The sequence below is a fragment of the Alteromonas macleodii ATCC 27126 genome (genome assembly GCF_000172635.2).
GTDB lineage: Bacteria > Pseudomonadota > Gammaproteobacteria > Enterobacterales > Alteromonadaceae > Alteromonas > Alteromonas macleodii.
Genome location: NC_018632.1, coordinates 4464480 through 4484759, shown reverse-complemented (window position 1 = coordinate 4484759; position 20280 = coordinate 4464480). Strand labels below are relative to the sequence as shown.

The window sequence follows — 20280 nt, the reverse complement described above, 5'->3', positions numbered from 1 at the left end:
TTATACTCCTTAAAGCTCTACCTTCACAGCCCGCCTTACCATTAATTCCTTTTCAATTTGAGTCTCTTTACTCTTGTCTATGCTATACAAGAACAGCACAGCAATAACACAAAGTAAAAAAGGTATAGCAGCATAGACACTCACCGATAATTTAATTCCTTCAACCGCGGCTACGGTTTGCGATGACAATTCTGCATCATATCCATAGGTAGCCAGTATGCCCGCGACTAACGCTCCCCCTATGCTTAGGCCAGATTTAAGCCCAAATATCATTGCGGAAAATATAATCGCGGTGGCTCTACGGTTATTTTTCCACTCTGAATAGTCCGCAACATCCGCCACCATTGCCCAAAGTAAGGGGATCGTAATGCCATAAAAGAAGCCATGCATAATTTGACTCAAAAACACCCAACCTATTTCTGTAGGAGGTATAATGTAGAAAGCGAGTATAAAAAGTGTTGAGACAAATAGAGCGCATCCAAATACATCTCTTTTGCCAAATTTATCAGCTAAAGGTTTGCAAAACCCTATCCCAACAATCATAAAAATAATGCCGCCAGCATTAAACAAACTAAAGCCAGATGTCGCCGCATCTTCAGGCCAGCGAAATTCGGTCAGGCCAGCATTAACGAGTATTTTGTTGAGTGCATTTATAGACGCGTTGAATTGAATATCATTTAGGAATATTTGAATGTGAGCTGCACTTAAATAATTCTCGAAATAATAGATATACATACCGCCTTTTAAAGCAAGCGTGACGAAAACTAAAATAGTGACGCAAAGAATAATTAACCAAGGCCGATTGCCCATCAAATCTGTTATGTCATCCTTGATACTCGAAGACATTCCTGGTGAAGGGATCACTCTTTCTTTCGTAGTTATAAAAGTAATCAGAAAGAAAATAATACCCACAACAGAAAATATCATTATGGTATTTTGAAAGCCTGCTGCTTTATCCCCGTCTCCTAAAATCAACACAAGAGGTAGCAACAAAACCTGAATAATAAATTGAGCAATCATTACCGCGACGAAACGGTAGGCCGATAGACTGTTTCGATCTTTCATGTTGCCAGTCAACACGCCGCTTAGGGCTGAATACGGAAGGTTGTTCGCAGAATAAATCACGACCAACAATACATATGTGGTAAAAGCGTATATTAACTTTCCTTGGTCACTCAACGCGGGTGTACTAAAGGCAAGTAAGGAGATTATACCTAAAGGAACTGAAGTCCATAGTATCCATGGCCTAAACTTGCCCCAGCGTGTATGAGTACGGTCTGCTATCACACCCATCACAGGATTAAAAAAAGCACCTATCATGCCGCCAACAAAAATTATTGTTGCAGCCGTGGCCGGCGGGATTTTATAAACATCTGTGTAAAAAAAAGCCAGAAAAGTCATCAGTGTTTGAAATATAAGGTTGGCGCCTAAGTCACCGAGGCTATAGCCTATTTTTTCTGTGATAGATATGGAATTGGTTTGTGCATTCATTTACTGCGTCTACTTACATATAGAAAAGAAAAGTGGAATAAGTGTAATAAAAATTTGTTATCATCATGTTGCAACTTGCCGCTATTATTAACAATTATGTTTTTTAAGATACTTGTTCTCGTTTTGCATTTTTAACGAGATTACGGCTTTCAACTAGGCTTGAAATGTATTCAAATTCAGAGTATCAAGTAATACTACATTTGGTCGATTAACAGGTTCAGGTCCGAGTATGTATGAATCAAAACACAGCATTTCGCTGCTTTTTAATGCTAATAACGTGTATGATCGACAAATTCTAGAGGGTATCGGACACTACCTGCATACCACTAAAGTCGATTGGGACGTCTTTTTAGAAGAGGACTTTAGGTTTCACGGTGATGATGTTAGTGAATGGCGCTGTGATGGATTAATAGCTAACTATGATGACCTAGAAATCAAGAAAATTGTAGACAACATATCTGAACCGGTTATCGGTGTAGGATGCTCCTATTCTGACCTAGAACAATACCCGAATATTCCTTACGTGGCATCAGACAATTTCGCGCTGGTTGAATCTGCGTTTAAACACCTAAAAGAGAAAGGATTAAAACGTTTTGCGATGTATAGCGTACCCCTCGATGAACATCATCGGTGGGTTATCGAGCGTGAGCGCGCATTCGCGAAGTTGGCAAGTAAAGAAGAATATAGCTACCAAATTTATAAAGGCCATGCCACAAACCGTAAAACATGGCATTCCACGTTTAAGCAATTAAGCGATTGGATAGAGAATCTGCCAAAGCCTATAGGGATTATTGCGGTAAACGATGCCCGAGCACGGCACCTACTCCAAGCATGTGATCACTTAGGGGTAGAGGTTCCTGAAAGAGTATCAATTATTGGCATTGATAATGACGACTTAGCAAGAAACCTAAGCCGGATTAGCTTGAGTTCAGTGACACAAGGTTGTTTCGAAATGGGGTACAAAGCCGCGAAACTTCTTCACAAGCGGTTAGAAGGTAAAAAGGTGCCTGAAAGTCAGGTATTAGTGGGTCCAGTAGGCGTTGAAGCACGTCAATCGACAGAATTTAAAGCATTGTCTGACCCTTATGTAATTCAAGCCGTTCACTTTATACGACAGTTTGCCACTAAAGGTATCAAGGTTGATCAGGTAACAGACTTCGTAGGTATTTCCAGGTCTAATCTCGAAAACCGTTTTCAACAAGAACATGGCTACAGTGTTCATACAGCAATTCATAACGAGAAACTTGTTCGCGCGTGTAAGCTACTCGCCGAATCAGAGATGTCAATTAATGACATTGCCGAAAAATGCGGTTATCCCTCACTCCAATATATGTATTCTGTTTTCAACAAGCACTTTAATTCAACGCCATCAGCTTATAGAAGCGAAAATCAAAAGGGTAAGGAAAGTAAAGTGGCTAGTTTTTAAGTTGCAACAATGGCACTACCTATCCTCAGCTAAAAAGAGTTCGGTTCAAGCCCTTTGGTAATCACTATAGGATTTTATTTAATGCTCATACTTGTCGAACTAATCCTACTTAGAACAGTAAAAACTCACGCCTGTTAAAATTTAGTTAACGGTTTGATAAATTACATAAAGGCTTTTGTCTTATCTCGAGCGCTATTATTGAGGCGTTAAACAATCATCGGTGTAATTTGAAAATAACGAATAGCGGTACAGATGATGTTAACGAATTAATACACTCATTAATGCGGGATCTGGAGAAGGCACATGTCGAAAAGAAAGTTTGCCAAAACACAGTTGGCAACAAGTTTATCCTTAATTTTGGGAGTTACAATTTCAACTCCCGTACTTGCTCAGGAACAAGATGATCAAGAAACAGAGATTATCGAAGTAACAGGTATAAGAGGTAGTTTGCAAGAAGCCGCATCTATTAAGCGTTATTCTGCTGGTATCGTAGATGCAATTTCAGCTGAAGATATTGGTAAGTTCCCAGATACTAACCTCGCAGAATCGTTACAGCGTATTACCGGTGTTTCAATCAGCCGGACTAACGGCGAAGGTTCAGAAGTGACTGTTCGCGGTTTCGCGGGTGGTAATAATATGATTACACTCAATGGTCGTACAATGCCTGCGGCTATTACTTATGGTGCGGGTTCTGGTGCTGACGGAACAACTCGTGGGGGTAACACCCGTTCATTTGATTTCCAAAATTTGGCTTCAGAGGCCGTTAGAGCGGTAGAAGTATATAAAACAGGTAAGGCCAATATTGCAACGGGCGGCATTGGTGCAACCATTAATATCGTGACAGCTAAACCCTTAGACAATGAAGGTTTTACGGCTACTGCGGGTGTAAAAGCGGTACATGACACGACAAATAGAACGGGAGACGATGTAACTCCAGAGGCCTCGGCGATTGTTAGTTACGCTAACGATGACGCGACCTGGGGCGTTAGCGTAGCTGCGATCCACCAAGAGCGTGACTCAGGTTACACCGGTGCGACGGTAAATGACTGGAATATCGATTATTGGGACGATCTTGCTGATCCAGATAGGCTGTGGAATACGACAAGTGCTGAATATATCAATGCTCCCCAGCAAGGCCAGTTATACGCTCGCCCAAATGACATTCGTTACGCATTCTCAAATACTCAGCGCGTTCGCGATAATGTGCAGTTAACTCTTCAGTTTGCTCCTACAGAGCAGTTCACAGCCTCCGTTGACTACACCTTTGCTGAAAACGAAATAGTTGAACAACGTGGCGAAATTACTAACTGGGTGCAAACTGGCAGCAATACACAGGTTGTGGAATTCGATAACAGCACTGTAAAAACTCCTATCTATATGAGAGAGACCTATGCTGGCGGAACAGATGAAGGCTATGAGCAACAGTGGCGAGAGCAAACTAATACGCTAGACTCAATAGGTGTAAACTTTAAATATTTAGTAAATAACGACTTTTCACTTACGTTTGATGCGCATGACTCGGAGATGCACAGTCGTGGTACCGGCCCACGTGGCTCGGGAGAAATTGCGGTGGGCTTAGGCGCCCCTACTGTAGTAGAGAGGGAGTGGTTCTACGATTCGGAGCTACCTACTTATCTAAATGTTTACGACGACAGTATTCGTGGTGCCAATAATAACGGAGTAGTTGATGCCGGTGATGTAGGTTCGTCAATTGCGCGTATTCGTAACGCAGCTCAGCGCTCGAAGATCACACAGTTTAAATTAGACGGCGAATATGTGTTAGATAATGGTCGATTCGACTTTGGTGTTGAAGCTCGGGAAATGGAATCTCGTTCGTTCCAAACCGCAGGCAACAACATTGCCTTAGGTAACTGGGGGGTTGCTAATCCTGGCGAGTTTGGTGACTTAATTCAACCTTTCGATCTACCTGGTGAATTTGACGATTACGGTGTACTACCGGGTGGCTTTGGCTTTATTGCTGACGCTCGTGAACTTTATACAGCCGCTGAATCTTTATATCTAGGCATTCCATCGTCAACCGAGCAAGCCTTGTCGTTTGACGATACAATTCAAGAGGACACTTTAGCGGCGTATGCACAAGTTTCATTAGATGGAGAACTTGGCGGCATGTATTTCAGCGTGCTAACCGGGCTTCGTTACGAAGAAACAGATGTGAAATCAACCTCTCTAGTAGGTCAAACTTTATTCCGTTGGGAAGATAATAACGATATCGTTCCCTTTGTAAATTCTGATGTCCCCCCAACGCCAGCATCAGCTGAGAACAGCTATGATTATTTACTACCTAGCTTAGATTTGAAACTGGAAATTAGCGAAGATTTGATTGGTCGCTTCTCTTATAGCAAAACTATTGCTCGTGCAGGACTTGGCAGCCTCGGTGTGTCGGCGAGCAACTTCGGTGGTGGCGGCGGTTCTACGTTATTAGGTGCAATACCTACGGCGAACGCCTCAAACCCAGGCTTGTTGCCACTTGAGTCGTCGAATACAGATGTGTCGCTAGAATGGTACTACGATTCTACGAGCTATGTTTCTGCAGGATTCTTTCAAAAAGATGTGGCTAATTTCTTAGGCAGCCGTCAAGTAGACCAGACCATTCTAGGTATACGCAACCCAACCGCGGGTCCTCGTGCTCAGGAAGCCGCCGCCGCTCTCCAAGATTTGGGTATCGCTGTAGATGATACATCTTTATACGCAATGACCGTATTGCTAAGCCAGCCAGAAGCCTTTCCTAACGGAGCGGCTGACTACACTGGCACGCCCGAACAGATACAGCAACTCGCAGAAACTCCAGGATGGGATATTCTCGCCGATGAGTCAGACCCAGAGTATGTGTTTAGGACTAACACTCCTGATAACAACCGCTCTGCGAAAATCTACGGGGCAGAGTTTGCTGTTCAGCATTTCTTTGGCGAGACAGGCTTTGGCGTTCAGGCCAACTATACCTTCGTAAACGGTGATGTAGGCTTTGATAACAACGCAGATCCTAATACGTCACAGTTTGCTTTAATTGGGCTAAGCGATACGGCTAACCTAGTGGGCTTGTACGAAGATGACAAATTCCAAGCGCGAATAGCTGTTAACTGGCGCGATGAATTTTTAGCTGAAGCTAACCGAGGTGGCTCAAATAACCCCCGGTATACCGAAGCTTACACACAAGTTGATGTAAACCTTAGCTATAACATAAATGAGCAATTCAGTGTTTTCGTCGAGGGTATAAATGTAACGGGCGAGAACGCACGAGACTTTGCACGAAACAAAACGCAAATGTGGTTCTTGACGGAGCTTGGAGCGCGTTACAACCTTGGTGCCCGCTATAAGTTCTAAGTGAGTTGTTTCAAGCGCTGGCAACAATAGCTTGCCAGCGCAAATAGCTATTTATAGCCGCGGTACAGCGGCCTTTTTAATTGTCTGAATGTGTGTATTACATGTTTTATTTTAGTGTTGTTGTGGGCAATATAAAAGGCTTTCACAGCAATCACATTGGGTGCATTCAGACCATGTGATTAAGGGGAGACAGATGACAAAACACGTGCTGTTAAACAACGTCAATCACAAAGATACAAAAGTTATTACTCACTACGCCGCACGGTATGGTGATGATCAGGCTAGTGTTTTAGCTTTCCCATCTGAATTCATTGAACTACAAAAACACTATCCTATTTTTTTCCGTCGAGATGGCGAATTCGACGGTTATCAATGTGTAGTATTACTGGGTCTGGAAAAAACGAAAACTTGTTTTTAGACGCCTCTTATCCATCGGGGTGGAAGGCTGATTACGTACCCGCAGTCCTTAATAAAGGGCCTTTTCTAATTGGCTTTCAACAACCAAGTCACAGCGAAGAAAAAAATGCTGTTATACACATTGATATGGATCACCCTAAAGTGAGTAACAGTGAAGGACAATCGCTTTTCCTAACTCATGGAGGAAATAGCCCATATTTGAACCATATATCATCGTGTTTGTCGGTTATAGATAGTGGTTTGGAAATCCAAAGCGATATGTTTAAACAATTTTTAGCGTTAGATCTTATAGAGCCTGTCAATATTGAATTTGAATTAAACAATGGTGAAAAGCGAAGGTTAAGTGGTAACTATACTATTCATGAAGAAAGACTCGCAGCATTGACAGGTAGCGAATTGCAGGCGTTAAGTAAATCCGGTTACTTACAACTTGCCTTCGCAGTGGTGGCATCTATGACAAATGTAAGAAAGCTTATAAACCTCAAAAATCTTTATCTCTCACAATAGTATTTTAAAAGATGAGACCTATTACTCGAAAAGCGAGAGAACTTCGTCCCAGCAAATCGGGAAACATACCAGACGATTTGAATAGTTACGACGAACCTATAGTCCTCAGGGGGCTTGTTAATCACTGGGAACTTGTAAAAAAAAGCCTACACTCCGATATCGCCGCCGCGGAGTACCTGAAAGCTTTCTACAATGGTCGGCCTACCCTGACCTACTTTGGGGAAGCTGGGCTCGCTGGGCAGTACGGGTATAACGACAATGCAACCCAACTCAATTTCAAAAAAGAAAAAGCTCATATAGGCGGTGTCTTAGACCTAATTATAACTTATCTTGAGGATTCAGCGCCGCCAAGCGTGTATATCGCTTCAAACGTTATAGATTCTAGTTTCCCCGGCCTTCGCCAAAAAAATGATCTCGATATGTCGTTTGCGAAACTAGCACCTAATTCTGAATCTCCGATTCCGAGCATTTGGATAGGCAATAAGTCTATCGCCAAATGTCATTACGATGCATCAGATAACATGGCATGTGTAGTAAAAGGCCGGCGCAAGTTCATATTGTTTCCACCAGATCAAATCGAAAATCTGTATCCTGGACCCTTATCGCCTACGCCAGGAGGACAAGCAATCTCTATGGTAAATTTTTGCGACCCTGATTATCAAAAACACCCTAAGTTTAAACAGGCTGAAGAAAAAGGTATCACTGCCGAATTAGAGCCTGGTGACGCCATTTTTATCCCCAGCATGTGGTGGCATCAAGTGGAAGGATTGGATAAATTTAATATTTTAGTTAACTACTGGTGGAGCAATGCTGAGCGATTTATGGGCTCAGCAATGAACGCTTTATACCATTCTATCTTGAGCCTTCGAGACAAACCTGCTCACGAAAAAGCTGCTTGGAAACACGTGTTCGACTATTATATTTTTAACGATGAATTATTACCTACTCAGCACCTACCTCCTGAATCACACGGACTTCTTTCTCCATTAGATGAACTAAAATCCCGCCAACTGCGAGCTATGCTGGTAAACAAACTGAATAGATAAGAAAAGAGAGACAATAGTGAATAAAAGCGTGAAAAAGATCGTCATTGCTGGAGGCGGGACTGCGGGTTGGACAGCGGCGGCAGCAATTGCTAAGCAAATGGGTCCTACAATTAGCATCACGTTGGTCGAATCTGACGAAATTGGAACAGTTGGTGTTGGCGAAGCCACTATCCCTCCTATGCGCGTATTCCACAAATTGCTGGGTATTGACGAAAAGGAATTTATGCAGGCGACGTCGGCCACCTTTAAGCTTGGCATACAGTTTGAAAACTGGGGCCAAAATGGTGATGCTTATATTCACACATTTGGCGTTACTGGGCGAGAGAGTTTTGTCGCACCCTTCCATCACTTCTGGCTGTATGGCAAAGAACAAGGAGTGGTTAAAGATTTTGGAAACTATTGTTTTGAGCTTCAAGCTGCTAAGCAAGATAAATTCGCCACTTCTCAGAATTCAAATACTCAGTATGCTTATCACCTGGATTCCAGCCTATATGCCCAGATGCTCCACGATTACTGTGAAACAAGAGGTGTTGTTCGAAAAGAAGGAAAGATCGAATACGTTCACCAAAATAAGGAAACGGGCTATATAGAGTATCTTCAACTCGCTTCGGGCGAAGTAATACATGGTGACTTCTTTATCGATTGCACCGGATTCAAAGGTTTACTCATCGAGGAAACGTTGAAAACAGGCTACGAAGATTGGTCACAATGGCTGCCCTGTGACAGGGCTATAGCCGTGCAAACTGAATCTGTCGGCGCCCCACGCCCTATTACAATGGCCATAGCGCATGACAGTGGTTGGCAATGGAAGATTCCTCTGCAACACCGGACTGGTAATGGACTGGTTTATTGCAGTCAATATTTGTCAGATGATGATGCTAAACAACGTCTTCTCGATAACGTAATAGGTAAAACGATCACCACACCTAGAGTGATAAAGTTTAAAACTGGCCGACGCCTTCAGGCGTGGAATAAGAATTGTCTAGCGCTTGGGTTGTCGAGTGGTTTTGTAGAGCCTCTGGAGTCCACCAGTATTCATCTGATCATAATGGGCGTCATTCGCTTTTTAAAACTCTTTCCTAATAGTGGAGTCAGCGAACGTATTGCCAAGGAATATAATCGTCAAACACTTGATGAGATTGTTAAAATTAGGGACTTCATTATTCTCCATTATCACGCTACGCATCGTAAGGACAGCCCATTCTGGCAGTATTGCCATGACATGGAAGTGCCCGAAACATTGAAGCACCGTATGCAGTTGTTTGAAGAGTTTGGCCATGCCTTTCAGGAAGACGGAGAGCTTTTCAGAGTCGATTCATGGACGCAAGTTATGCTGGGGCAGGGAATAATACCTAAAAGTTATCACTCCAGTGTAAGAGGTATGCCCGTACACGAACTGCAAAGATTCTTACAAGGCATAGAGATGGCAGTACAGAAGGGGCTGCAAAATATGCCATCTCACGAAGCTTTTTTGCAGCATTATTGTTCTAGCTCCTAGGGCGGAACGATCATTCGGCTTTTCAATTGCTCTCCAAACTGCTCTGAGATAAGAAAAAGGCCCACTTTAAAAAGAGGGCCTTGTTGCTTCAAAGTCACGGTTAAGCGCTACCGTTTACTTTTTCGCTTTAGCAAAGGCATCGGCAAAGGCGTTGCCCATAGCGCTATTTTGAGGTTGGCTATTGCGATTGCCGCCACCCTGATTTGAACGAGGGTTTGCTTTTGCGTTAGCACGCCCAGCCCCTTTACTTTGTGGCTTTCCTGCTGCTGGTTTGCCGCCTGCATTATTGCTTTGACTCGGTGTATCGTCTAAGCGCATGGTGAAGGAGATACGCTTGCGCGGTACGTCTACTTCAAGCACTTTTACTTTAACGATATCGCCCGCTTTAACCACCTCGCGAGGGTCTGAGATAAACTTGTTAGTTAGTGCTGAAATATGCACTAGTCCATCTTGATGTACACCTACATCAACGAATGCGCCAAAATTCGCCACGTTGCTCACTACGCCCTCTAAAATCATGCCTGGTTTAAGGTCATTGATGGTTTCAACGCCTTCTTTAAACGCAGCAGTCTTAAACTCTGGACGGGGATCGCGGCCTGGTTTATCCAGCTCTTTTAGAATGTCCTTAACAGTTGGTAAACCGAATGCATCGCTGGTAAAGGTATCTGGCGACAGGCTTTTTAGCAGCTCGGTATTGCCGATGATGTCGTTAACTGCAACAGCGGTAGTATCAACAATCTTATCTACCACTGGGTATGCTTCTGGGTGAACCGCAGAGGCATCAAGTGGGTTGGTGCCGTTTACAATGCGAAGGAAGCCCGCCGCTTGCTCAAAGGCTTTAGGCCCTAAACGTTCTACTTTCAATAGCGCTTTACGGTCTGGGAAAGCACCGTTGGTGTCTCTGAAATTAACAATGTTATGCGCTAGAGTTTTATTCAAGCCCGATACGTAGCTCAATAGCGCGGGCGAAGCAGTGTTCAAGTCAACCCCGACAGCGTTTACACAGTCTTCAATAACACGGTCTAGCGACTTGCCCAACTGGCTTTGGCTTACGTCATGCTGATATTGGCCTACACCAATAGCTTTAGGCTCAATTTTAACCAGCTCTGCCAGCGGGTCTTGCAAGCGTCGAGCGATAGACACTGCGCCGCGGATTGACACGTCAAGGTCAGGCAATTCTTTTGAAGCAAGCTCAGAGGCTGAATACACCGATGCACCCGCTTCACTGACCATAATTTTTTGTGCAGTAAGCTCGCTGTTGTTCTTGAGCATTTCGCCAACGAGTTTGTCGGTTTCGCGTGAGCCTGTACCGTTGCCAATGCTGATCAAATCTACCTTGTATTGCTTGCACAACGTGGTGAGCGTACGAATAGATTTATCCCACTGGTTTTGTGGTGCATGTGGGAATATGGTGTTGGTTGCGACCACTTTTCCTGTGCTGTCTACGACCGCTACCTTAACGCCGGTTCTCAAACCTGGATCTAAACCCATAGTGGTTTTTGCACCTGCAGGTGCAGCCATCAACAGGTCGTTTAAGTTTTTAGCGAATACCTCAATGGCTTCCTCTTCAGCGCGCTCACGAAGGGCGCTGAATAGCTCAGTTTCCATGTGTAAACCAATTTTGATTTTCCACGTCCACTGTACAACTTGAGCTAAGAAGTCATCTGCACCACGGCCGCGGTGCATAATATCGTAATGGCTGGCAATAATATGTTCGCAATGCGATGGGCCGTTGTCTTCTGACTGCGGGTCGGCATCTAGCTGAATGTGTAGCATGCCTTCGTTGCGGCCTCTAAACATCGCCAGCGCGCGGTGAGATGGTACGTTCTTGTACTTTTCACTGTGTTCGAAATAGTCTTTATATTTGGCGGCTTCTTGCTCTTTACCTGATACAACCGTGCTTTTTACATAAGCGTTTTCAGTTAAGTACTTGCGCACTTTTGCCAGCAGTGTAGCGTCTTCGGCGAAGCGCTCCATTAAGATATAGCGGGCGCCTTCTAATGCTGCTTTAGTATCAGCAATGCCACTATCTGCGTTAACGTATTCGCTTGCTGCACTTTCAGCATCGGTATCTGGGGTAGAGAATAAGGTATCAGCGAGAGGTTCAAGGCCTGCTTCAATCGCTATTTGGCCTTTAGTGCGTCGGCGAGGCTTGTACGGTAAGTACAAATCTTCCAAGGTAGTTTTGCTGTCAGCACTGGTGATACTGCTTTTAAGCTCGTCGGTTAGTTTGCCCTGTTCCTCGATAGATTTAAGGATTACATCGCGGCGCTCTTCAAGCTCTCGCAGGTAGGTTAAGCGCTGCTCCAAGGTACGCAGCTGTGTGTCATCAAGGCCTTGTGTCACTTCTTTTCGGTAGCGCGCGATAAAAGGTACGGTAGACCCTTCATCAAGAAGTTTAACAGCGGCAGTTACTTGCGAAGGTTGAACGCTAAGTTCATCTGCAATTTTATTGATAATCATAAGTCGCTCTAAGATACTAAAAATTCGCGTCAGGCAATGGCGAATAAACGGTGTGTGAAAGGCTTATATACACAGCGTCGGTAGTGAAAATAGGAGCGGTGAGTATATCACCGCGGTGTAGGGGAAGTCGTCTGATCATTGTGTTACAAATGGGTGATTAAATAGGGCATATTAGTGCTCACAGTTTGTCTGTTGCGTCGTACCAAATACGGTTTATCCACCACTCTTTCGTGCCCGTTTCGGTTTTTACAACAAACTCATCGTCTTCTTCTTTGCCAAGCAGTGCTCGCGCCATCGGAGAGTCGATAGAAATGTAATCCTTTCGGCCGAAAATTTCGTCGTAGCCCACGAGCCTAAGTTCCATCACCTTGCCCGCTTCGTTTTCAATTTCAACCCAGGCACCAAAGAAGACCTTACCCTCTTGCTGTGAATCGTAGTCCACAACCTTTAGGTTTTCCAAGCACTTGCGAAGATAGCGTACGCGGCGATCAATTTCCCGTAACTTCTTCTTATTGTACTGGTAGTCGGCATTCTCGCTTCTGTCACCAAGGCTCGCTGCCCAGGTTACCTTGCGAGTAATTTCAGGTCGTTCTTCACGCCACAAGAAATCCAGTTCTTGTTTAAGCTTTAAGTAGCCCTTTCGAGTGATAAGCGGTGTTTTCACAATGTCCTATAAATAATCCAGCTAATTACCCCTACTTTATGTGGGTAATAAGGCAAAACGCAATCTTTCTGTACGTCAAAAAGTGACAAAAGAGCCAGATTGAATAATTATTGAACATAAACCTTTCGTTTAGTGTCGTAGTATAAATAATAGTCAAACCATTAGGGGAAATGAATGCGTAACAGGATACCAATGTTGAACCGTCGAAGGTCGGGGAACGATCCGTTCCAAACCAGCGGTACTATCATCGGTTTTATGCTGTTTTTAAGTGGCGCGCTGTTATTGTTGTATGCCTTGCTTGATATCGTTGTTCGCTTAAATAGTATGCAAACCGTGATATATCTTATTTTAGGTTGTGCTATGTATAAGGTGGGTCAGTCTCTGTTAAATCATTTTGCTACGTTTAAGGTACACACAGAAAGACGGCGCGCCCCTCAGCGTTAAAACCTTTTGTTTTAAGCACCAAGTTTTAAGGCGAAATTGTTCCAAAAAGGCTTGGAATAGACCGTGAAATTTGGTCGATTTAGACTAAGCTTATTAGTGTAATTCGAGGCACCAAGCATATTGAATAACCCACTTTACTATTTGGGTACGCGCGTGGTGAAAACCCACTGGCTCGTAGGGAAAAGGTAAGCAAGGATCACGCTGACTCACTAAAACAAAAAAGCCGACGCTATGCGTCGGCTTTCTCTTTTTCTTAAAGCACTAACTTATTCCGTTGGCGCTTCTGCTTCAGGCTTAACCACTTCTAGCAACTCAACGTCAAAGATAAGCGTCGAGTTTGGCGTGATTGCGCCAGTAGAACGCGCACCATAAGCAAGTTCAGATGGGATATGGAAGCGATACTTTGCGCCTTCTTTCATCAATTGAACGCCTTCAGTCCAACCAGAAATAACGCGATTAAGTGGAAATTCTGCTGGCTCGCCACGCTTGTAAGATGAGTCGAACTCTGTGCCATCTAGCAAGGTGCCACGGTAGTGAACTTTAACCATGTCTGTCGCTTCTGGGCTTGCACCCTCGCCTTCTTCAAGTACTTCGTACTGAAGACCAGACTCGGTAGTTACCACACCTTCTTTCTTACCGTTTTCTTCTAGGTAAGCTAGGCCTGCTTCAATATTTTTTTCAGCGGCTTGTTCCGCCATTTCTTGCTGCTTAGCGCGAAGTACTTCTTCGCCTTGTTGAGCGATTTGCTGAATCTGCTCTGGCGTAAACTTAAGGGTGTCGTTTAGACCGTCTTTAAAGCCTTGTTGTAGCGCATCTTGGTCTAATGTTAAACCCAGTTGCTCTTGTTGTTCGGCACGGTTGCTAACGAACAAACCCATGCTTGCGCCCATGGCGTAAGCTTGCTTTTGCGTATCTGTCATTTCTTCTGCTGAAACAGAAGTTGTTTTTGCACTATCAGCGCTTGTAGAAGCGGCCTCATCAGATGTATTTGGCTGGCAAGCGAAAAGGCCTAGCGCAGCGATAGTAGATAAGGCAACGAGCGACTTCTGCATAAAAACGTCTCCATAAATTTTTATCATCATGCGTCTATGTCTATACTGCTGCATCCAAGGCAGTGTGCACGATAGTTAAAGATGCGTGATCCATGCTATGTTAAACCTAGCGTTTACAAAGCGAAACCCATTTGATTATGTTTAGGCCTCAAATGTTCCATAGAATAGCGTTACTCATCGTACTTATAGGTAATTCCATGGGATGCTCTGTCCCTGATACTACGCCAATACAGCAGTGGCGTCATGTAGAAGAAGGCGCCTATGCCGCAGATATTTCTACCGACGGCACGTTAGCGGTGGTTTCTGGCGTGAATAATGGGGTAAACGTATGGCGAATTGGACAAAGTGATCCCCTTTATCACTGGAGCCACCAAGGTGAAGGTGACAACCTGGTCATGTCAGTGCACATTAGCGCCGACAAAAGCTATGTTGTGACCGCTGACCGCGAGGCGTTTGCCTTATGGAGTCTGGAGACCGGCGAGCCTGAAGGTTTTTGGCGCATTGACGAGTCATCAATTAGAGATGTGGTGGTTACCAATAATGGTAACGGCATATTGGTGGCGCGCTCAAATGGCAAAGTTATGTACTTTGAACCTCGTACTTCGCGTCGACTAGAGTTTTTAGGGCATCAAGAAAAGGTTAACTCCATTGATATTTCCCCTAACGGTAAGTTCGCATTGACGGGGGGCAACGATTACATAGCGTATTTATGGAGCACTGACACTGGGCAAATAATTCATACATTCACCCACCCCACGCGAGTAACAAAAGTAGCGCTTGATGATGAAGGCCGCTTTGCTTTTACTGCGGACAGCCAGAGCAAGTCGCAAGTGTGGAATGTGCAAACCGGGCAGCCTGTGGCATCCCTCAAATATGCAGCGCGTCAGAAAATCTTCACAGACGTTGAGTTTTCCAAAGATGGTCAGTTTTTATTAACAGGCTCTCCCGCCAGAAAAGTATACCTGTGGGATTTGAAAACTGGCGAGCAAGTGCAATCCATTCAGGTTGCTTCACGAGAGTCAGTTTCACCACCAACCGCAGTTGTGTATGGCGTCGCCTTCCTCCCCAATGATAATATATTGTCCATAAGCAGTAGTGGCCTTGCCGAAGAATGGCAACGAGAGAGATAGAGAATTTACATGACAGATAAAAGCGCTGAGCATTTACAACAGCAAATAGATAGCGCGAATAGCTATATCGAAGAGCTTCAAACTAAAGTTGCGTTTCAGGAGTACACCATTGAGGCGCTAAATGATGCGCTGTCTTCGCAACAAAAGCAGCTTGACGATTTAGCCTTTAAAGTACGCCATGTCGTTGACCGCGTTAAGTCTATCGAGCCGTCTAATATTGCTAAGCAGTCAGAAGAAACCCCGCCTCCGCATTACTAGAATAATTGAAGCGCACTAATAATTGCAGCGCGGTATTCATTTGGATCACGTCCATTGGCGATGACACTTATTGCGGGGCGCTCATCGTGGGAAGAGGCCTGTGAAGACATCAAAGGCGCTTCGTTGATGTGCAGTAGTGTTGAAAAAACATCACGCTAGTTCATCTTGTTATGAGTTAGGCGAAGTCTTCATTTAGCCAGGATATACATTTGAATTACACTTGCGCCCCGATACAAAGGCTTCAGCAAAAAGAAGCCTTTTTTACTATTTAAGAGAGTGAGTTATGAGCGATTTTGATATGGATGCGTTTGATAGCATCGATTTTGACTCTGTTGAGCAGTCAGTAGCAGAGAAACAGGCTGAAAAAGACAAGCAAGAGAGTCAAGAGATTGAAGGTATGCGCGACGGCGCCAACGACTGTGGCGATAGCTGTACTATTTAAGCGCGCTCAGCGGCGAGGGCTCTTAATTTTCAGAGCCTTCCGGCGCTTCCAACTTATCCAGCTCGAGTCTATCCAACTCTATACTTTTCTCCACATCGCCGTTAAAAGCCTCGATAAATGCATTTTTTAAAATCGCGGTAAATGCCTCCCATGTTTGGGTGTCAGGGCTTGATAAATCGCCTTCAACAGGAATGCGTGTGGCAATTTGGTCTTCGCTTTGGTTTTCAAACAGTTCGGTGACAAACGCGGAAATGGCTTCGATACTGCCTTCAATAAAACCATCGCCGTCACGTTCAATGTCACCCTTCCAAGAAAATACCTCCACATTATGCAAAATGGGTTTGATATAGCCTTTTACTTTCCCTTCATTAGACGCCACTTCAGCCGCAAGCGTGAGTGTGCCGGCTTCCAGATCAAACGGTGCGTAGGTATCAAGTAGGTTCTTAAAGTTCACTAGTCCAACGTTGTCAGCTTGAATATCAACGTCAAATGTGGGGGCTGTTGTTGCGGGGTTGAGTTTAGCGTTTAAGGATATCGTGCCCTGCTGTGCCGTTTGTCCTTGCGCTTTGGCCGTTGCTACACGTGAGTCTGACAAGTTATCGCTATTCACCAAGTTATTCACTTCAAGCTGAATATCATGAAGCGCAATGTCGATAGCCGGAGAAGTATCGGGGTTGTGGAAAGCGACTTTTCCTTGGTTAATAGTTAGCTTATCGATGCGTAACGGGAAGAGTTGGTCGGCGATAGATAACCAGTTTTCATCCTTACCAGACTGGCTTCTCTCCTCCGTGTTGCCGTCTACAAAATTAATCTCGGGGGAATTAACAATTACTTTTCCCACCGCTGCACCTTTGAAAAGCTGTGACCATGAAAGCGTAAACTCCACATAGTCAGCTTTAAATAGCGGTCTATCTACTTGCCCGTTCGCCTTATAAAGCAAAACGTGTTCTAAACTGTATGCGCCACGCCAAAGCATTAAATCTACATCGCCCACGCGGCCGTTATACGCTTTTGACTGACTCAGCGTCGTGTTGATGTATGACGCTGCGGCGTAAGGCAAGTAAAGTCTTATGGCAATAAGCGTAAGCAACAAGGCTATAAGGACATAGCAGACACGTTTTTTAGCATGTTTCATATTCACTCCTTTGCGAAGGAAATACAAAAATTATGCCTGAGCAACCTCTTTTGTTAAGTAATGAGGATACCCAGTGTTGGCGTGGCATGAAGAGACGTTTGCAAAAAGCCTGAGCACAGCGTTGTAAGGTGTTACACAGGCTTAACGGTAAGATTTACTGAGACGTGGGTAGGAATGTTAGTGCGGTTTAAAGATGCCAATCACATTTTCGTTTGAGCGTGTGGCGGCACTCACCTTTTCATCAGTTTGCGCTTCATTGTATCCACACGCAACGCACTCCAACTTTTCTACGTTATTTTCAAAATATAACGAAATCGTATCTAGCTCTTGGCATTTTGGGCACGTAGCCCCTGCAACAAAGCGGCGTTTTACACGTTTTGACATACATACACCTTTGGAGAATTTCGCGATTATTATACCTTGAAATGGTAAGTGTTGATCAGCTTTTACCTTAAGTTTTTGATATTATACGCGCCCTAGTTTGTTCCATCACAGGTTACTCATGATAAAGCTTTCAAATGTATCGCTACTTCGCGGTCGCAAAATGTTGCTAGAAGAGGCGTCGGCGCAGGTTTTTCCAGGCCACAAAGTAGCGCTGATTGGCAGCAACGGCTGCGGAAAGTCCACGCTTTTTGCACTGCTGAGAAGTGAGTTAAGTGTCGATGCTGGCGACTGCAGCGTACCGAATGACTGGCGAATTGTAAGCGTGGCACAGGAAACGCCAGCAACTGACCGGACCGCGATAGACTATGTGGTGGACGGTGACAAACATTTACGTAATCTACAGGCGCAATTAGAAGCCGCTGAAAAAAGCGGCGACGGTGTAAAGATTGGCCAAATTCACGGGCAGCTCGAGCAAGCGGGAGCATACGACGTGGAAGCTCGCGCAGCGACCATTCTGTCGGGTCTTGGGTTTACCAATGTGCAGTTAAGCGCACCAGTTAGCGATTTTTCAGGTGGCTGGCGTATGCGCTTAAACCTAGCTCAAGCGCTGCTTTGTCCTTCAGACTTACTGCTGCTTGATGAACCTACTAACCACTTAGACTTAGACGCCGTTATTTGGCTAGAGAAATGGCTTCAACGCTATGCGGGAACGCTGTTGCTGATTTCTCACGATAAAGCCTTTATCGACAACACGGTTGCGCAAATTATCAGTGTTGAACAACAGAAGCTTATCACCTACACCGGTAACTACTCGTCTTACGAAACCCAGCGCGCTGAACGTATTCGCTTGCAAAACATTGAATATGAAAAGCAGCAGCAAAAAGTAGCGCACCTCAATTCGTTTATTACCCGGTTTAAAGCTAAAGCGAGTAAAGCTAAGCAAGCGCAAAGTCGTATTAAGCAGTTGGAGAAAATGGAAACCTTGTTGCCAGCCCATATGGCAAGCCCATTTAGCTTTTCTTTTGCGCCGCCGTCGGCACTGCCAAACCCGCTTGTGCAAATGGAAAAGATACAGCTGGGTTACGACGACCATATTGTGCTGCAACAGGTGAAACTCAATTTAGTACCTGGCAGCAGAATAGGTCTTCTAGGTCGAAACGGGCAGGGTAAGTCTACGCTAATCAAACTATTGGCGGGTGTGCATGCGCCAAAGCAAGGTATCTTTAATACCGCAAAAGGCTTAAAGATTGGTTACTTTGCTCAGCATCAGTTAGAAACATTAGATGCTAACGCTACTCCGCTTCTTCATTTGCAACGCATTGACGAAAAAGCCACCGAGCAGCGACTTCGCGACTATCTGGGCGGATTTGGATTTAATGGCGATGAAGCGTTAGCGCCCGTGGCACCTATGTCGGGCGGTGAAAAGGCGCGCTTAGTATTGGCGTTAATTGTTTATCAGAAGCCTAACTTATTGCTGCTGGATGAGCCTACCAACCACTTAGATTTGGAAATGCGCCATGCGCTAAATATCGCGCTTCAAGGTTTTGAAGGCGCCATGGTACTGGTCTCGCACGACCGCTTCTTACTCTCCTCGGTATGTGAGGATTTCTATTTGGTAGACAGTGGCGAAGTTGAACCATTTAAAGGCGACTTGGACGACTATCGCGACTGGATTTTAAAACAGCAGGCAGCGGAAAAAGCTAAGGCCAACAGCGACGCCAAAAACGAAGAGCAACAAGAGACTGGCGCGCAGAGTAAGCCGGAACGCAAATTAGATCGTAAAGAAGAAAAACGCCGTGAAGCCGAGTTTAGGCAAAGGGTTGCGCCACTTAAAAAAGCCATTGAAAAACACGAAAAAGCCATGGAAAAATGTGGTGCTGCTTTGGCTGAGGTGGAAGCGTCACTTGCCGATACTTCGCTTTACAGCGAAGACAAAAAGGCGCAGCTTATGGGCCTACTCGACAAGCAAACTCAACTTAAGCAACAGCTTGAGGAAGAAGAGATGGCATGGCTGGATGCCCAAGAGCAAATTGAGTTAAAACGAGAAGAGTATGACAATGCCAACGCCTAATATCGAAAACCGCGCGTTTTGGGAGTATAGCGTTTCTCGCTATACCAAAGGTGATATGGCTCCCCTTGCGCTTTTACTGCAAGACAACCACAAGGTTAATGTAAACGTTCTCTTGCTGATTTGCTGGTGTTTAGAGAATAATGTCATCATTAATTTGCCACAGCTTAAGGCAGTGATTGCGGCATCAAGTGCGACCGAAGAAAAGTTACAGTATCACCGTGCAAGGCGAAAGGCTGCGAGCCCCGAAAAAGGCGGAGACCAAGCAGAATATGACGCACTCAAAGCACAAGAGCTAGAGCTTGAAAGACAGCAGCAGCACGATATTGTTGCGTCGTTCAATGAGCAGCCAGTCACGCATCTGGGGCAAGGGCAATCTGTATCGTCTAACGTATTTAACGCGTCTATCGCAGCGTTTATAAATGCATACGGACTGCGAGACAACAACGAGGCGCGCCAACTAGTGAGCCTAGTGGTTAACCAACTATCGTAAAAACACAATAAGAAAACAAA

16 protein-coding genes and 1 pseudogene are annotated in these 20280 nt (G+C 44.7%); 11 read left to right on the top strand and 6 right to left on the bottom strand.

Translation table 11 applies throughout. From position 1 onward, the window contains the following. Nucleotides 1–9: 9 nt before the first annotated feature. Nucleotides 10–1491, bottom strand: a complete 1482-nt coding sequence (locus MASE_RS19105; protein ID WP_014951345.1) for an MFS transporter — start codon at nucleotides 1489–1491, stop codon at nucleotides 10–12. Nucleotides 1492–1720: 229 nt separating this feature from the next. Here MASE_RS19105 and MASE_RS19100 point away from each other — a divergent pair, with 229 nt between their 5' ends. The 5 genes and pseudogenes from MASE_RS19100 (at nucleotide 1721) to MASE_RS19080 (ending at nucleotide 9727) form a co-directional block, all read left to right on the top strand. Next, nucleotides 1721–2917, top strand: coding sequence for a XylR family transcriptional regulator (locus tag MASE_RS19100; RefSeq protein ID WP_014951344.1), 1197 nt, complete (start codon nucleotides 1721–1723; stop codon nucleotides 2915–2917). Between the two features lie 303 nt (nucleotides 2918–3220). Continuing rightward, entirely contained in the window at nucleotides 3221–6259 is a 3039-nt protein-coding gene (locus MASE_RS19095; protein ID WP_014951343.1) for a TonB-dependent receptor, read from the top strand. 193 nt (nucleotides 6260–6452) lie between these two features. Then, nucleotides 6453–7183 (top strand): annotated as a pseudogene (locus MASE_RS19090) (SapC family protein). Between the two features lie 11 nt (nucleotides 7184–7194). Then, nucleotides 7195–8229, top strand: a complete 1035-nt coding sequence (locus tag MASE_RS19085; RefSeq protein WP_014951340.1) for a cupin-like domain-containing protein — start codon at nucleotides 7195–7197, stop codon at nucleotides 8227–8229. Nucleotides 8230–8245: 16 nt separating this feature from the next. Further along, complete coding sequence (locus tag MASE_RS19080) at nucleotides 8246–9727, top strand: tryptophan halogenase family protein (protein WP_014951339.1); 1482 nt, start codon at nucleotides 8246–8248, stop codon at nucleotides 9725–9727. Nucleotides 9728–9841: 114 nt separating this feature from the next. Here MASE_RS19080 and MASE_RS19075 read toward each other — a convergent pair whose 3' ends face one another. Together MASE_RS19075 and greB are read right to left on the bottom strand one after the other, a co-directional pair. Beyond that, the gene (locus MASE_RS19075; protein ID WP_014951338.1) at nucleotides 9842–12190 is read right to left on the bottom strand and encodes a Tex family protein; all 2349 of its coding nucleotides are present in this window, start codon (nucleotides 12188–12190) and stop codon (nucleotides 9842–9844) included. A gap of 178 nt (nucleotides 12191–12368) precedes the next feature. Then, entirely contained in the window at nucleotides 12369–12854 is a 486-nt protein-coding gene (gene greB / locus MASE_RS19070) for a transcription elongation factor GreB (protein WP_014951337.1), read from the bottom strand. A 174-nt stretch (nucleotides 12855–13028) separates the two neighbouring features. Between greB and MASE_RS19065 the strand changes: the two genes are divergently transcribed. Next, entirely contained in the window at nucleotides 13029–13298 is a 270-nt protein-coding gene (locus tag MASE_RS19065) for a hypothetical protein (RefSeq protein WP_170826521.1), read from the top strand. 266 nt (nucleotides 13299–13564) lie between these two features. On the opposite strand, the gene fkpA is transcribed toward MASE_RS19065, so the two are convergent. Further along, nucleotides 13565–14350, bottom strand: coding sequence for an FKBP-type peptidyl-prolyl cis-trans isomerase (fkpA, locus tag MASE_RS19060; RefSeq protein ID WP_014951335.1), 786 nt, complete (start codon nucleotides 14348–14350; stop codon nucleotides 13565–13567). A 197-nt stretch (nucleotides 14351–14547) separates the two neighbouring features. Here fkpA and MASE_RS19055 point away from each other — a divergent pair, with 197 nt between their 5' ends. The 3 genes from MASE_RS19055 (at nucleotide 14548) to MASE_RS20085 (ending at nucleotide 16180) form a co-directional block, all read left to right on the top strand. Continuing rightward, on the top strand, nucleotides 14548–15480 hold the full coding sequence (locus MASE_RS19055) for a WD40 repeat domain-containing protein (RefSeq protein WP_014951334.1): 933 nt from the start codon (nucleotides 14548–14550) through the stop codon (nucleotides 15478–15480). 9 nt (nucleotides 15481–15489) lie between these two features. After that, nucleotides 15490–15738 carry a SlyX family protein gene (locus tag MASE_RS19050; RefSeq protein ID WP_014951333.1) on the top strand — a complete coding sequence of 83 codons (249 nt, stop codon included), beginning with the start codon at nucleotides 15490–15492 and terminating at the stop codon, nucleotides 15736–15738. A 283-nt stretch (nucleotides 15739–16021) separates the two neighbouring features. Then, nucleotides 16022–16180, top strand: a complete 159-nt coding sequence (locus tag MASE_RS20085; RefSeq protein ID WP_012520154.1) for a hypothetical protein — start codon at nucleotides 16022–16024, stop codon at nucleotides 16178–16180. A 22-nt stretch (nucleotides 16181–16202) separates the two neighbouring features. Here the strand turns inward: MASE_RS20085 and MASE_RS19045 are convergent, their stop codons facing one another. Both MASE_RS19045 and MASE_RS19040 read right to left on the bottom strand, forming a co-directional pair. Then, nucleotides 16203–17315, bottom strand: coding sequence for a DUF748 domain-containing protein (locus tag MASE_RS19045; RefSeq protein WP_014951332.1), 1113 nt, complete (start codon nucleotides 17313–17315; stop codon nucleotides 16203–16205). Nucleotides 17316–17492: 177 nt separating this feature from the next. Further along, nucleotides 17493–17699 (bottom strand): YheV family putative zinc ribbon protein, encoded by a 207-nt coding sequence (locus MASE_RS19040; protein WP_012520152.1) that lies wholly within the window; start codon nucleotides 17697–17699, stop codon nucleotides 17493–17495. Between the two features lie 118 nt (nucleotides 17700–17817). On the opposite strand from MASE_RS19040, the gene MASE_RS19035 reads away from it, so the two are divergent. Beyond that, nucleotides 17818–19770 (top strand): ATP-binding cassette domain-containing protein, encoded by a 1953-nt coding sequence (locus MASE_RS19035; protein ID WP_014951331.1) that lies wholly within the window; start codon nucleotides 17818–17820, stop codon nucleotides 19768–19770. Next, the gene (locus MASE_RS19030; RefSeq protein WP_014977787.1) at nucleotides 19751–20260 is read left to right on the top strand and encodes a TIGR02444 family protein; all 510 of its coding nucleotides are present in this window, start codon (nucleotides 19751–19753) and stop codon (nucleotides 20258–20260) included. Before MASE_RS19035 ends, MASE_RS19030 begins: the two co-directional genes overlap by 20 nt. Nucleotides 20261–20280 lie beyond the last annotated feature (20 nt).